The 13,984-nt window shown below is 66.5% G+C and carries 17 protein-coding genes; 9 read left to right on the top strand and 8 right to left on the bottom strand.

Translation table 11 applies throughout. The annotated features are described in order from the left end of the window. Positions 1 to 75: 75 nt before the first annotated feature. Positions 76 to 978 (top strand): exonuclease domain-containing protein, encoded by a 903-nt coding sequence (locus V3W46_RS18725; RefSeq protein ID WP_331784653.1) that lies wholly within the window; start codon positions 76 to 78, stop codon positions 976 to 978. Between the two features lie 129 nt (positions 979 to 1,107). Next, positions 1,108 to 1,734, top strand: a complete 627-nt coding sequence (locus V3W46_RS18720) for a hypothetical protein (protein ID WP_331784652.1) — start codon at positions 1,108 to 1,110, stop codon at positions 1,732 to 1,734. A 108-nt stretch (positions 1,735 to 1,842) separates the two neighbouring features. Here the strand turns inward: V3W46_RS18720 and V3W46_RS18715 are convergent, their stop codons facing one another. From V3W46_RS18715 to glgA, 3 genes are all read right to left on the bottom strand, one after another. Continuing rightward, the gene (locus tag V3W46_RS18715; RefSeq protein ID WP_188679140.1) at positions 1,843 to 2,094 is read right to left on the bottom strand and encodes a type B 50S ribosomal protein L31; all 252 of its coding nucleotides are present in this window, start codon (positions 2,092 to 2,094) and stop codon (positions 1,843 to 1,845) included. Between the two features lie 139 nt (positions 2,095 to 2,233). Continuing rightward, on the bottom strand, positions 2,234 to 3,019 hold the full coding sequence (locus V3W46_RS18710; protein WP_331784651.1) for an ABC transporter ATP-binding protein: 786 nt from the start codon (positions 3,017 to 3,019) through the stop codon (positions 2,234 to 2,236). Positions 3,020 to 3,132: 113 nt separating this feature from the next. Beyond that, positions 3,133 to 4,314: a glycogen synthase gene (gene glgA, locus V3W46_RS18705; RefSeq protein ID WP_331784750.1), complete on the bottom strand. Its 1,182-nt coding sequence runs from the start codon at positions 4,312 to 4,314 to the stop codon at positions 3,133 to 3,135. A 75-nt stretch (positions 4,315 to 4,389) separates the two neighbouring features. On the opposite strand from glgA, the gene V3W46_RS18700 reads away from it, so the two are divergent. Both V3W46_RS18700 and serB read left to right on the top strand, forming a co-directional pair. Continuing rightward, positions 4,390 to 5,634 (top strand): glucose-1-phosphate adenylyltransferase, encoded by a 1,245-nt coding sequence (locus V3W46_RS18700; RefSeq protein WP_331784650.1) that lies wholly within the window; start codon positions 4,390 to 4,392, stop codon positions 5,632 to 5,634. Further along, positions 5,631 to 6,275, top strand: coding sequence for a phosphoserine phosphatase SerB (gene serB, locus V3W46_RS18695; RefSeq protein ID WP_331784649.1), 645 nt, complete (start codon positions 5,631 to 5,633; stop codon positions 6,273 to 6,275). The genes V3W46_RS18700 and serB overlap by 4 nt, the downstream gene beginning before the upstream one ends. Before the next feature lie 222 nt (positions 6,276 to 6,497). On the opposite strand, the gene fabG is transcribed toward serB, so the two are convergent. Continuing rightward, positions 6,498 to 7,226: a 3-oxoacyl-ACP reductase FabG gene (gene fabG / locus V3W46_RS18690; protein ID WP_331784648.1), complete on the bottom strand. Its 729-nt coding sequence runs from the start codon at positions 7,224 to 7,226 to the stop codon at positions 6,498 to 6,500. Between the two features lie 113 nt (positions 7,227 to 7,339). On the opposite strand from fabG, the gene V3W46_RS18685 reads away from it, so the two are divergent. The 5 genes from V3W46_RS18685 to V3W46_RS18665 all read left to right on the top strand — a co-directional run bounded on the left by V3W46_RS18685 (position 7,340) and on the right by V3W46_RS18665 (position 10,297). Further along, entirely contained in the window at positions 7,340 to 7,657 is a 318-nt protein-coding gene (locus V3W46_RS18685) for a DUF3099 domain-containing protein (RefSeq protein ID WP_331784647.1), read from the top strand. Between the two features lie 2 nt (positions 7,658 to 7,659). Continuing rightward, positions 7,660 to 7,929 (top strand): hypothetical protein, encoded by a 270-nt coding sequence (locus V3W46_RS18680; protein ID WP_331784749.1) that lies wholly within the window; start codon positions 7,660 to 7,662, stop codon positions 7,927 to 7,929. A gap of 11 nt (positions 7,930 to 7,940) precedes the next feature. Beyond that, on the top strand, positions 7,941 to 8,243 hold the full coding sequence (locus V3W46_RS18675) for a hypothetical protein (protein ID WP_331784646.1): 303 nt from the start codon (positions 7,941 to 7,943) through the stop codon (positions 8,241 to 8,243). 102 nt (positions 8,244 to 8,345) lie between these two features. Then, a complete protein-coding gene (locus V3W46_RS18670) occupies positions 8,346 to 8,879 on the top strand; it encodes an RNA polymerase sigma factor (RefSeq protein WP_331784645.1) in 534 nt (177 codons plus the stop codon). Positions 8,880 to 9,202: 323 nt separating this feature from the next. Further along, positions 9,203 to 10,297, top strand: a complete 1,095-nt coding sequence (locus V3W46_RS18665) for a hypothetical protein (protein ID WP_331784644.1) — start codon at positions 9,203 to 9,205, stop codon at positions 10,295 to 10,297. A 93-nt stretch (positions 10,298 to 10,390) separates the two neighbouring features. On the opposite strand, the gene V3W46_RS18660 is transcribed toward V3W46_RS18665, so the two are convergent. The 4 genes from V3W46_RS18660 to sufC form a co-directional block, all read right to left on the bottom strand. After that, positions 10,391 to 11,989 (bottom strand): ABC-F family ATP-binding cassette domain-containing protein, encoded by a 1,599-nt coding sequence (locus V3W46_RS18660; protein ID WP_331784643.1) that lies wholly within the window; start codon positions 11,987 to 11,989, stop codon positions 10,391 to 10,393. 81 nt (positions 11,990 to 12,070) lie between these two features. Further along, on the bottom strand, positions 12,071 to 12,790 hold the full coding sequence (gene merB / locus V3W46_RS18655; protein WP_331784642.1) for an organomercurial lyase: 720 nt from the start codon (positions 12,788 to 12,790) through the stop codon (positions 12,071 to 12,073). Positions 12,791 to 12,793: 3 nt separating this feature from the next. Beyond that, a complete protein-coding gene (locus V3W46_RS18650) occupies positions 12,794 to 13,123 on the bottom strand; it encodes a metal-sulfur cluster assembly factor (protein WP_331784641.1) in 330 nt (109 codons plus the stop codon). 20 nt (positions 13,124 to 13,143) lie between these two features. Beyond that, positions 13,144 to 13,983: a Fe-S cluster assembly ATPase SufC gene (gene sufC / locus V3W46_RS18645; protein ID WP_331784640.1), complete on the bottom strand. Its 840-nt coding sequence runs from the start codon at positions 13,981 to 13,983 to the stop codon at positions 13,144 to 13,146. Position 13,984 lies beyond the last annotated feature (1 nt).

Here is a 13,984-nt window from a genome sequence, read left to right as displayed (position 1 = left end):
CCGGCGCCCGTGCTTTTCGGCACTCGCCGCGCGGCCCGCCGAGCAATGTCGGTAGCTCGCTCTAATGTGAATTCCGTGGAACCGACAGAGCATCTCCTTCAGCCGACTCTCTTCGACATCGAGCCGGCCGAGGTGCTGCCGCTCGTCGAGCCGCACGGTCGGCACGTGCTGGTCGACCGGCCGCCGGCGCCGTTCGTTCCGCTGAACGGGGGCTTCGTGGGCGGTGCCGACAACGGTGCCCTGCAGCGCACGGCCGCCCGGACATCCGTCGCCGTGCTCGAGGCGCCGGCAGGCCCGGCCTGGGCCCACCGGCTCGCGGTGTTCGACCTCGAGACCACGGGCATCGACGTCGAGACCAGCCGCATCGTCACCGCGAACGTCAGCATCATCGACCACTCGGGGGCGACGCTGTCGCGGTTCGACTGGATGGCGAACCCCGGGGTGCCGATTCCCGAGCAGGCCTCTGCCGTGCACGGCGTCAGCACCGCACAGGCCGTCGCAGAGGGCCGCTACGCGCCCGACGTCGTCGCCGAGATCGTGGATGCCCTGACAGAGGCCCTCGACGACGGGCTGTCGATCGTGATCTACAACGCGCCGTACGACCTCACGCTGCTCGACCGCGAGGCCCGCCGGCACGGCATCACTCCCCTGCGTGAGCCCATCCCGGTGGTCGACCCGCTCGTCATCGACAAGGCGCTCGACCGCTACCGCAAGGGCAAGCGCACCCTCGAGGCCGCCGCCCTGCACTACGAGGTCGACCTCTTCGACGCCCACGACGCCGGCGCCGACGCCATTGCGGCCGGCCGTGTCGCGCAGGCCCTCGCGCTGCGCTTCGAGGCCGAACTCGACCTCTCCCAAGAGCAGCTGCACCACTCGCAGGTCGCCTGGGCCCGCGTGCAGGCCGAGTCGTTCCAGGACTACATGCGCCGCACCAAAGACCCCACCTTCACGGCCCGCGCCGCCTGGCCCGTCTGCTGACTGCGCCGACGAGGGCTTCTCAGCCGTTTCCAAGCCTCGGTGCGCCTATCATGAATAATGAAATTAGCTCATGTAAAGGCTCTTGGCCAATGTCTCTCACGCACATCTGGTTCTCCTGCGTTGGTCTGTGTGTCAGCGCTGGCGGCGGCCGTCTTCCTGTCTTCATGTTCCACGGGCGACGCCGGCTCAGATGGGCAGAGTGACAACCCAGCAGACCACACCCCGCTCTCAGCAGCGACACCGTCCGTCGAACCCACGACACCCGACGCGTCGGTCGGGTCGATCGACGTTGCAGCCGCGACCGGATTTCCCATCCTGCCGAGCAGCTGTGAGGAGGTCGTGTCGGAGTCGATGCTCCATGACTGGTCGCTCACGCAGCAGGCTGCAACCAAAGTGAGTGAAGATCGTGTCGACGCCGACGGGTCTACTCCGGCTGGCATCTCCTGCCTCTATGGCATGACCGGTGCAGGCTCTTTCACGGTCGGCATTCAGATCTTCACCCCGGTCAGCGAGGGACGCGCGAGCACCGAAGAACGGTTGTCGTCCGCAGGATTCAGTGAGCGCCCGGCTCTGAACGCAAGCTACTTCGTGCGCACCGACGTCTCAGGGGCCGGATCCGCCGAAGTCGATCTGGTTGCAGACGACGCTGTCATCACGGTGCTCGTCACTAACGCCGATGGTCTCAGCTCTGAGGCTGTTGTCGATCTTGTAACCCCGTGGTTGCATGAAGTCTCAGCGGCGTTCCACGGGGCGTGACAACCTGACCGTCGTAGGCGCGCACAACAGAAGAGGGGCGGATGACCGAAGTCATCCGCCCCTCTTCTGTTGTGCAAAGCGTGCTGTCGCGTGACGCGAAGCGTACTGCTACTTGCCGAAGCCCTTGTAGCGGCTGTTGAACTTCTCGACGCGGCCGGCCGAGTCGAGAATGCGCTGCTTGCCCGTGTAGAACGGGTGCGACTCGCTCGAGATCTCCACGTCGATGACGGGGTAGGTGTTTCCGTCTTCCCACTCGATGGTCTTCTGGCTCGTCACCGTCGAGCGAGTGAGGAAGGTAGCGCCCGAGGCCAGGTCGCGGAACACGACGGGCAGGTAGTCGGGGTGGGTGTCGGTCTTCATGGGGAATCCTTGATGCTATCGATGGTGTGAGTGAGAAGTCAGCGGCACGACGGCCAGCTACCAACTCTATCAGATGAGCAGCAGGGCGGCAGCTGAAGGTGGCCACGAAACGCGGCGATTCTTCCCCGAAGGGTAGGTGTTACGACGCTGCCCGGGCAGAATAGCGCCCGTCGGTCTCGGTGAGGATGATCGGCAGCCCGAACGTCGCCTCGAGATTCTCTGAGGTCAGGGCATCCTGAAGCGGCCCCTCAGCCACGACCTTCGCGTTCGAGATGAGCAGCACGTGGGTGAAACCGCGCGGAATCTCTTCGACGTGGTGCGTGACCATCACGATGGCCGGTGCCGCGGGCGCGCTGGCGTACCCGCCCAGCAGCTGCAGCAGCTCTTCGCGGGCGCCGAGGTCGAGCGAGGCGGCCGGCTCGTCGAGCAGCAGCAGCTCGGGATCGGTCATCACCGAGCGGGCGATCTGCACGCGCTTCTGCTCGCCGTCGCTGAGCGAGCCGAACGGGCGGTCTTCGAGGTGGTCGAGGTGCCATTCGGCAAGCACCCGCTGGGCGCGGCGCAGGTCGATCTCGTCGTACTGCTCGTTCCACCGGCCGGTGACCGAGTAGGCGGCGGTCAGCACCACGTTCAGAACGCTCTCGTCACCCGGGAAGCGCTTGGCCATCGCCGTCGACGCGAACCCGACGCGCGGGCGCAACTCGAACACGTCGACCTTGCCCATGCGCGAGTCGAGGATCTGTGCGGTGCCGCTGGTGGGATGCACCATTGCCGAAGCGAGGTTCAGCAGGGTGGTCTTGCCGGCGCCGTTCGGCCCCAGAATGACCCATCGCTGGTCTGCTTCGACCTTCCAGTTGATGTTTTCGAGGATGCGGTTTCCGTTGCGGACGACCGACACGTCTTCAAGGTCAAGAACTGTGGGCATGCCTTCAAGCCTAGCCGCCAGAGCGTTCGCGTTCTGACGGTTTCGATACGGCCTGTCGGCCTACTCGACCACCGCCATCGCTGATTGAGTAGCGCGCAGCGCGTATCGAAATCTCAGATCAGCGACCGGTAGATGCGTTCGGTCTCTTCGGCGATCTGCTTCCAGCTGAACGTGCTTTCTGCCCGCAGCCTGCCGTTCGCACCCATGACGCGGGCCGAATCGGGGTCGGCGACGACGTCTCGCAGGGCCGCGGCGAGGTCGTGCACGAAGCGCTCAGGGTCGATCGGCGTGCCCGTGCCGTCGGTGACCTGGTCGATGGGAACCAGGCGCCCGGTCTCGCCGTCGACGACGACCTCCGGGATGCCTCCGGTGGCGGTGCCGACGACAGGCAGCCCGCACGCCATCGCCTCGAGGTTCACGATGCCGAGCGGCTCGTAGACCGAGGGGCAGACGAAGACGGTTCCGCTCGTCAAGACGGCCGAGAGGTCGTGCTGGCTGAGCAGCTCGGGAATCCAGACCACTCCGGTGCGCTCCTCCTGCAGCGCACGAACGCCCGCGGTGACCTCGGCGAGTATCTCGGGGGTATCAGGGGCCCCTGCGCAGAGGATGAGCTGAACATCCGGTGGCAGCTGCGCGGCAGCGCGCAACAGGTACGGCAGACCCTTCTGGCGGGTGATGCGGCCGACGAAGACGACGGATGGCCGGCTCTTGTCGATGCCGTGCCGGGCGAGCACCTCGTCGTCGTGCACCGGCTTCCACTTCTCAAGGTCGATGCCGTTGTAGACGACGCTCACCCGGTCTTCGGCGATCGACGGGTACGAGCGCAGGATGTCGTTACGCATGCCGCCGCTGACGGCGATCACCGAGTCGGCGCTCTCGAACGCGTTCTTCTCGACCCACGACGAGATGCGATAGCCGCCGCCCAGCTGTTCGGCCTTCCACGGTCGAAGCGGCTCGAGCGAGTGCGCGGTGACGACGTGCGGAATGTCGTGCAGCATCGACCCGAGCTGCCCGGCCGCGTTGGCGTACCAGGTGTGCGAGTGAACGACGTCTGCTCCCCCGACGTCGTTCGCGATCTGCAGGTCGACACCGAGCGTCGTGAGCGTGGGGTTCGCGCCGACGAGCTCGGTCGGCGGCTGGTAGGAGAACACGCCGGCCTCATCGCGCGGCGCACCGAAGGCCCGAACGATGACGTCGATGTTGACCCGCAGAGCCTTCACGAGTTCGGCGACGTGCACCCCCGCTCCGCCGTAGACCTCGGGTGGATACTCTCTGGAAATCACATCGACGCGCACAACCATGAACGTAGTACCTATCAGCCTGTGAGTCGAGGGCAGTGGATGGGTGGCCGCTAGCCCTATTGTTGAGCTATGGCTGCATCAAAGAAGATTTTCGGCATCGTACTCGCAGGTGGCGAAGGCAAGAGGCTCATGCCGCTTACCGCAGACCGCGCGAAGCCCGGTGTTCCGTTCGGGGGCGGTTATCGCCTCATCGACTTCGCCCTCTCGAACCTCATCAATTCGGGGCTGACGAAGATCGTCGTGCTGACGCAGTACAAGTCGCACAGTCTCGACCGGCACATCTCGCAGACCTGGCGCATGACCGGTCTGCTCGACTCCTACGTCGCATCCGTTCCCGCGCAGCAGCGGCTCGGCAAGCGCTGGTTCAGTGGTTCGGCCGACGCCATTCTGCAGAGCCTCAACCTGATTCGCGACGAGAAGCCCGACATCGTGGTGGTGGTCGGCGCCGACCACGTCTACCGCATGGACTTCGCGCAGATGGTCGACGCGCACATCGCCTCCGGCCTGCCGGTGACCGTGGCGGCCATCCGCCAGCCGATGGAGCTCAGCGACCAGTTCGGCATCATCCAGACCGACGCCGACAACCCCTCGCTGATCACCGAGTTTCTCGAGAAGCCGAAGACTGCTGTGGGCCTGGCCGACTCCCCCGACGAGGTGCTCGCCTCGATGGGCAACTACGTCTTCAACGCCGACGCGCTGATCGACGCGGTGATCCGCGACGGCGAGAAGCCCGGGTCGAACCACGACATGGGTGGCGACATCATTCCCGACTTCGTGGCGCGCGGCAAGGCTGGCGTGTACGACCTGTCGCGCAACGAGGTGCCGGGCGCCACCGACCGTGACCGGTATTACTGGCGCGACGTGGGTACCATCGAGTCGTTCTACGACGCGCACCAAGACCTGATCTCGGCGTTGCCGGTGTTCAACCTGTACAACAGCGAGTGGCCGATCTACACCCAGCAGCTCAACTCGCCGCCGGCGAAGTTCGTGCGCGACGCGAAGGGCAACAGCGGTACGACGATCGAGTCGATCGTGTCGCTCGGCTGCCTCATCTCGGGCGCCCGCATCGAGCGCAGCGTCCTGGGGCCGTGGGTGACCATCGAGTCGAGCGCGCTGGTGCAGGACTCGGTGCTCTTCGACCGCGTGCACATCTACCCCGACGCCGTTGTGCGCCGCGCTATTCTGGACAAGAACGTGGTGGTCTCTGCCGGCGCCATGATCGGAATCGACCACGCTCGCGACCGCGAACGCGGCTTCACTGTCACCGACACGGGCATCACCGTTGTGGGTAAGGGAGTAACCGTAGAACCATGACCGATGCCCGTTTTCTGGTCGTGCTCGATGTCGATTCGACACTGATCGAAAACGAAGTCATCGAGATGCTGGCCGACTGCGCGGGCAGTCTGGGCGCCGTCGCCGAGATCACCGAGCGGGCCATGTCGGGCGAGCTCGACTTCGAGCAGAGCCTGCGGTCACGGGTCGCGACGCTGGAGGGGCTGCCGACGTCGTGTTTCGACGAGGTCGCGGCGGGCATCCGGGTCACCCGGGGGGTACCCGAGCTGGTCGGCGGCCTGCACGCGACGGGTGGCCGTATCGGCGTTGTCTCGGGCGGTTTCCACGAACTGCTGGATGCCCTGGCCGACGACCTCGACCTCGATCACTGGCACGCCAACCGTCTCGAGGTGGCCGAGGGCAGGCTCACCGGTCGCGTGCGCGGGCCGATCGTGGATGCACGGGCCAAGGCCGATGCGCTCGTGGAGTGGGCTCGCGTGGCGGGCCTCCCCCTCGCTCAGACCGTGGCGGTGGGCGATGGTGCCAACGACCTGCTCATGATGCAGGCCGCCGGACTCTCGGTGGCGTTCAACGCGCGCCAGGTCGTACGCGCCGCCGCGCATGTAGCGGTCGACACCCGCGACCTCTCGCAGCTGCTCCCCCTGCTCGGCCTGCGCGGCTGACGCCCCGCCTCCCGCTGGTTGAGTAGCGGCGCAGCCGCGTATCGAAACCGGTGTGCGTGGGGGTTTTGATACGCGCGGCGTCGCCCCGCTTCTCAACCGGCGGCTCGGGTGTCGGCCCCTCCCGCTGGTTGAGTAGCGGCGCAGCCGCGTATCGAAACCGGTGTGCGTGGGGGTTTCGATACGCGCGGCGTCGCCCCGCTACTCAACCGGCGGCCGGGCCCGCTAGTGACCCATGCCGAGGCCGCCGTCGACGGGGATGACTGCGCCCGAGATGTACGCGGCGTCGTCGGAGGCGATCCAGGCGACGACCTTCGCGACCTCGGCAGGCCTGGCGAACCGGCCGGCCGGGATCGACTTCTTGTAGTCGGCGAGCTGGGCATCCGGAAGCTCGGCTGTCATGTCGGTCTCGATGAGTCCGGGGGCGACGACGTTCGCGGTGATGTTGCGCGCGCCGAGCTCGCGGGTGAGCGAGCGGGCCATGCCCACGAGACCCGCCTTCGAGGCCGAGTAGTTGACCTGGCCGGCCGCGCCGAGCAGCCCCGAGACGCTCGAGATCAGGATGATGCGGCCGAACCGCGCCTTGAGCATGCCCTTCGAGGCGCGCTTCACCACGCGCCACGCGCCCGTCAGGTTGGCGTCGATGACCTCGGTGAAGTCGTCTTCGCTCATGCGCAGCAGCAGCGTGTCGCGGGTGATGCCGGCGTTCGCCACGACCACCTCGACCGGGCCGAGGGCCGCCTCGACCTCGGTGAACGCCGCATCGATCGAGGCGGTGTCGGTGACGTCGGCGCGCACCGTGAGAGTGCCCTTGGGCCCCTCGCCCGAGCGGGCCGTCACCGCGACACGATGGCCTTGCGCGACGAACTCCTCGGCCAGCGCGTAGCCGATGCCGCGGTTGCCGCCCGTGATGAGAACGGTGCGGGGCGTGGTGGGCGTGACGGGTGGGGTCATGGTTGGTCCTTTTCCGAGCGTGTCAACCCGGAGTATTACCGGGCCGCGTATCAGCTTAGGAGACTCCCGGTGAGCGTAAACTCAGAACATCCCCCGTTCGAAGTGGCTCGCACATGAAGAAGCAACAGCAGCAGTCGGTAACCTCCCTGCCCCAGTCTCCGCTCGAAGAGCGGCACTCGCGCATGATCAAGTATTCGATCGCCATGGGTACCCGCCTGTTGTGCCTCGCCGCGCTGCTCTTCGTGCATGAGTGGTACCTGATGATCGCATTGGGCGTCGCCGCCGTCGTTCTGCCGTGGCTTGCCGTCGTGATCGCGAACACGGGCGCGAACACCCCCGGCACCATGAACTCCCCCGGCGGACAGCTCGTCGCCCTCGACCAGGTGCCCCCCACCGCCCGGCAGCGCGAGTTCGGCGGGCGTCCCGAGTGAGCATGCTCGGGCTGGGCAGCGAACCCGGCCAGCGTGAATGCTCGCGCGCCGGATGCCGCGCCGAGGCCACGCAGGCGATCTCGTGGCGCAACCCCCGCATCCACTCGGCCGACCGCGTCAAGGTCTGGGTCGCGTGCGACGAGCACGTCGACTTCCTGCGCGAGTTCCTGGCCTCCCGCGACTTCCCGGTCGCCGTCGCTCCCCTCGATCACTCCAGCGTCGCGGCGGCAGCAAACAGCGCCGACGGCGCCACGCACGGCTCACCGCGGTAGAGCGCACCTGTTTGGCACGACCGCCCAGTTTCGAGGGGGCGCGGTCATGCCGAATAGGCGCGGATGCCGGCCCCGTTGAGCCACGAAACGGGCTGGGCCGCTCGGGCAGGCGCTCGAGTCGACCTTACCGCGCCGGACGCCGCACCACGGCGTCGCAGGCGATCTCGTGGCGCAAGCCGCGCATCTCGCGCATCTACTCGACCGACCGCGTCAACGTCTGGGTCGCGTGCGACGAGAACGTCGACCTCCTGCGCGAGTTCCACGTCTCCCGCGACTTCCCGGTGTCGGTTTCGGCGCTCCCGACCACCGAGTAAAGTAACATTATCTCAGTTATGTGAGGCTGAGGTGTTGCAAAGGATGTCTTTCCGGACATTTCTCAGATGAGGCCATTCATCGGTCTCGAGAAACGAGGATCGATGTCACCACCACCTGACGCACGCTTCGCTCAGATCTACGCCGACCATTACGCCGAGGTGTTGCGGTTTGTCACGCGTCGCGCCCATCCGCTCAACGTCGACGACATCGTCAGCGAGACGTTCATCGCGGCATGGCAGCGGCGCAATTCGCTGCCCTCGCCTGCCTTGCCGTGGCTCTACCGCACCGCGCGCAATGTGATGCTGAACTCGGCGCGCGGCTCTGGGCGTCGTCAGGCGCTCACGATGCGCATCGCAGCTCATGTGCCAGAAGCAGACGCCAACGATGTAGCCGCCCTTGAGCGCCAACTCGATCTGCGTGCCGCCTTCCAGACGCTCAGCGCGGCCGATCAGGAGGTGCTTGCCCTCCACGTCTGGGAAGACCTCGACGCCCGTTCCGCTGCGTCGGCGATCGGATGCTCGCGAGCCACCTACTCGATGCGCCTCACTCGCGCCCGCCGTCGCCTCGCAGCACTCATTCGCGAGACGCCAGAACCTGTACCCGCTTCACCTCTCACGCTAGGAACCATCTCATGACGCCCACCAGAACTCCCCCGACCTTCGACGACCTGCGCCCGCTCGACCCGGCTCCGCCGGTCCCCCTCACTGCCCCGCAGATGACCCGTCGTGACGCGCTGCTGGTGCGCGTGTGCTCGGACGAGCATCCTCTGGTCTCCATCCCCCGGCCATCGCGTCGCCGTGCGACCGCTACGGCGATCACGGGATTCAGCGTTGCCGCTGTCGCGATTGCTGTCGTCGCCAGCGCCTCACTGGGCGTATCTTCGGCCCCGGTCAGGTCGTACGCTCTGCCTGCGCACGGCTCACTCTCGAGCTGGAGTGCGACGCCGTCGCGAGCCGACGTGAGCTCCGACGACATTCGTTCATGCGCGACGGCGCTTGGCTTCGGTCTCCAGGATGACGCGCCGACGGTGCTCACGAGTGACCAGCGAGGCGACTTCACTTCGCTGATGGTAGAGCAGAGCGGTGCTACCGGTTACTGCGTTCTCGCCGGAGGCATCGTCGAGAACTCGGTCGACTTCAGTGCCGTGGTGGCGCCTCCTGTGGCCGCAGAAGACGCAGCCTACGACGTGGTTCAGGTGTCTGACTGGATGCTCGCCATCTCCGGGCGTGCAGGCGCCGACGTCACGACGTTGGCCGTGACGAATCCTGAGACGGGTCAGTCGATATCGGCCACATTGGGCGATGGCGTCTGGGCGGCTTGGTGGCCCGTCGCAAGCGGCTCTCTCGGATCGGGCCCCTCGGCGATGGATGCTGCCAAAGACCTCACGATCGACTTCGCCACCGCTGATGGGCGGTCGCATGTGTCGACGGGAATCAGTGACGCGGAGGAAGGGCATGCCGACCCGGACACATCGCCACCGCTGTTTGTTCTTGGTGCGCTTGCAGGCTGGAGTGCAGCGGCGACGCCGATCCCTGCGTCTGCTGCCGACGTCGATTCGTGTGCAAAGGCCGCGGACTCGTGGGCGGCAGGCAGCTCGACTGTCCTGGTCGCAGACACTCGCGGAGATTATGAGTCGCTCGTGATCGACCATTCCGGTGACCGGGCATATTGCGTGCTCAAGGCCGGTCAGATTCAGTGGGCCCGGGAGCTGGGTGCTCTCGACGCAGGCATCGCGACGGCATCCGGCACCGCGGTGCTTGAACAGCTGAACGGGTTCGACGGGATCGCCGGATCTCGCGTCGAGGAGGTTCAAGGTAGCGTCGGCGACGGTGTTATGTCCGTGACCGTTCACCTTGCGGCGGGTGTCGATGTTCCGGCTACTGTACAGAACGGGCAATGGATGGCGTGGTGGCCCGAGAGCGAACTGCCCACACCTGGCAGCCAGACGCCGCAGCCCACGCACGGATCCGTCGCGACCGCACAACTCCCGGCAGGGCCGCCCGCGTTCTCGTGGACGACGTCTGACGGCGTTACGCATGGCTCGTTGCAATGAGAGCGCGCCCGTTCGGCATGAACGCGCGGGTTCGAGGGGGCGCGGTTATGCCGAACGGGCGCGGATGCGGCCTCGTCGAGCGACGAGGCCGAGTCAGGCGAGCTCGATCAGGTCTTGGTACTCCTTGTTCCAGTGGTCCTCGGTGCCGTCGGGCAGGATGAGCACGCGCTCGGGGTTCAGCGCCATGACGGCGCCCTCGTCGTGGGAGACCAAGACCACGGCGCCCTCGTAGTTGGCCAGGGCATCCAGAATCTCTTCGCGGGAGGCCGGGTCGAGGTTGTTCGTGGGCTCGTCGAGCAGCAGCACGTTGGCACCCGAGACGACGATCATCGCGAGGGCGAGACGCGTCTTCTCGCCACCCGAGAGTACGCCGGCGAGCTTGTGGCCGTCGTCTCCGGTGAACAGGAACGAGCCGAGCACGCGCCGCGCCTCGGTCTCGGTGAGGTTCGGCGACGACGAGACCATGTTCGACAGCACGGTGCGCTTCACGTCGATGGTCTCGTGCTCCTGCGCGTAGTAGCCGATGCGCAGGCCGTGGCCCGGCTCGATCTGGCCTGTGTCGGGCTTGTCGATGCCGGCCAGGATGCGCAGCAGAGTGGTCTTGCCGGCGCCGTTGAAGCCGAGCACGACCACCTTCGAGCCGCGGTCGATGGCGAGGTCGACGGCGGTGAAGATCTCGAGCGAGCCGTAGCTCTTCGAGAGGTCGCTGGCCATGAGCGGGGTGCGCCCGCAGGCCACGGGCTCGGGAAACCGCAGCTTTGCCACGCGGTCGACCACGCGGGTCTCGTCGAGCCCTGAGAGCATCTTCTCGGCACGGCGAACCATCTGGTGGGCGGCCGCGGCCTTCGAGGCCTTCGCGCCGAAACGGGCGGCCTGCATCTGCAGCACGCCGGCCTTCTTCTCGACGTTGGCGCGCTCCTTCTTGCGACGCTCTTCGTCGGAGGCGCGCTGGCGTAGGTAGTTCTTCCAGCCCATGTTGTAGATGTCGATGACCGTGCGGTTCGCGTCGAGGTAGAACACGCGGTTGACCGTCTCTTCGACGAGTGCCACGTCGTGGCTGATCACGATCAGGCCGCCCTGGAAGTTCTTCAAGAACTCGCGCAGCCAGACCACCGAGTCGGCGTCGAGGTGGTTCGTGGGCTCGTCGAGCAGCATCGTGTCGGCGCCCGAGAAGAGGATGCGGGCCAGCTCGATGCGGCGGCGCTGACCGCCCGAGAGGGTCGAGAGCGGCTGGTCGAGGATGTGGTCGGGCAGGCTCAGGTTCGAGGCGATCGACGCCGCCTCGGCCTCGGCCGAGTAGCCGCCCAGCGCGTTGAACCGGTCGTCGAGGTTGCCGTACTTCTTCATGGCCTTCTCGACGACCGCCGGGTCGCTCGACGCCATGTCGAGTTGCGCCTGCTGCATCTGCAGCACGATCTGGCCGAGGTCACGGGCATCCAGGATGCGCGTGCGAGCCAGGTCTTCGGGGTTGCCCGAGCGCGGGTCTTGCGGCAGATAGCCGATCTGGCCCGAGATGTCGATCTTGCCGCCGTCGGGCTTCAGCTCACCCGCCAGCGTCTTCGTGAGCGTGGTCTTGCCCGCCCCGTTGCGGCCGACGAGGCCGATCTTGTCACCCGCGGAGACGCGGAAGTTCACGTCTGACATCAGAATCCGGGCGCCAACTCGCAGCTCAAGGTCATGCACACTGAGCACGGGTATAGTCCAATTCTGATCTCGCGTCGCCGCGACAGGGGTGGGTGGGGATACCCCAGTATAAATCGTCGGCCCTGGGGGTTATTCCCTCGCGGGCGCACCGGCGATCTCGGGGGTGCCCCAGAACGGTCCGTGCAGCCCGACCGAGGCGAAGTACGCGGCCGCCGCCACGGGGTCGCGTCGTTCGTACGGGGTGTCGAGCCTGCCCTCGTACCAGTGCTCCGCCAGTCGCCAGAGCGTGGCGAGATCGAAGCTCGACCCTCGGCTGTTGCCGGAGCGGTACAGCCAGTCATCGACGCAGGCCTCCGAGCAGAAGATGCGCTGATTGCTGCATGTGTGCACGACGTCGTGCCAGATGCGCGCGGCGGGCACGAGGAAGTGCGCGACCTGGTCGCCCTCGGGTGGTGCGTCGCGATCGACGGTCCAGGCGTGGGCGGTGCCGCACGCGGGGCAGGTGGTCGCAACGAGCACCGACGGTTCTGTGGGAACGAGGTGCGGTATCGCGAAAGAGTCCCACGCGCATCCGCCCCACCAGAGGGTGTCGTGCCCCATGACAGAGAACCCCAGATTGACTGAACTGAACGGATGCGCCATGACGATGTCGCCCGATTCCCCGAGCACGACGTGGTGCCGCGTCTGGAGTTCGTCGATCGCGCTGCCGACCTCCGCAGCATCGAGTTGCAGTTCTGCGGCGATGTCGGCTCGCGACGCGCAGTGTCCTGAGGCAGCGAACGAGCCGTAGATCGTCAGGCGCACCCGCTCGGCGGTCGACGAGATTGCGGCGTCGAGTGTCGGGGGCACGGTTCAGATCGAGAAGCCGAGCGCCCGCATCATGTCGCGACCGTCGTCGGTGATCTTGTCGGGGCCCCACGGCGGCATCCACACCCAGTTGATGCGGAAGGCCTCCACGACGCCGTCGAGCGCCTCGGCGGTCTGCTCTTCGAGCACGTCGGTGAGCGGACATCCGGCGCTCGTCAGGGTCATGTTGATGATGAGGGCGTTGTTCTCGTCATCCCAGCCGAGGTCGTAGATGAGACCGAGGTCGACGATGTTGACGCCGAGCTCCGGGTCCATGACGTCTTTGAGCGCCTCTTCGACCTGGTCGAACTTCGCGGGTTCGAGTGTTGTGACCATGTGCTTAATCCTACGTCGCTCTAGGCGTTGACGGCCGGCGACGAAGCGGCGGCCGCGGATGCCTCGTCGGCGGCCGCGGCTGACGCGATCGCCTCGGCGGCGGCGGCGCTGGCCGCGACATACACGTCGTAGCCTTCGTTCTCAAGCTGCACGGCGAGCTCGGGCCCGCCCGACTCGACGACCTGGCCGGCGACGAACACGTGTACGAAGTCGGGCGTGATGTAGCGCAGGATGCGGTTGTAGTGCGTGATCAGCAGCACGCCGAGGTCGGTGTTGGTCTTGGCACGGTTGACGCCCTCTGACACGATCTTCAGCGCGTCGACGTCGAGGCCCGAGTCGGTCTCGTCGAGCACGGCGAACTTCGGCTTGAGCAGTTCGAGTTGGAGGATCTCGTTGCGCTTCTTCTCGCCGCCCGAGAAACCCTCGTTGACGTTGCGTTCGGCGAACGCGCTGTCCATGCGCAGCGCGGTCATCGACGTCTTGACGTCTTTGATCCAGGTGCGGATGGGCGGGGCCGAGCCGTCGATGGCGGTCTTGGCGGTGCGCAGGAAGTTCGTGACCGTCACACCGGGAATCTCGACCGGGTACTGCATGGCCAGAAAGAGCCCGGCGCGGGCGCGGGCATCCACCGTCAGCTCGGTCATCTCTTCGCCGTCGAGCAGAATCGACCCGCTGGTGACGTGGTACTTCGGATGCCCGGCGATCGCATAGGCGAGGGTCGACTTGCCCGAGCCGTTCGGCCCCATGATCGCGTGGGTCTCGCCCTGCCTGATCGTGAGGTTCACGCCACGCAGGATCTGCTTGGCGCCCTGTTCGGTGTCGACACTGACGTGCAGGTCGATGATTTCAAGAGTTGACATG

This window comes from Subtercola sp. YIM 133946, from assembly GCF_036553535.1.
Lineage (GTDB): Bacteria > Actinomycetota > Actinomycetes > Actinomycetales > Microbacteriaceae > Subtercola.
This window is presented reverse-complemented; position numbering and strand designations above follow the sequence as displayed.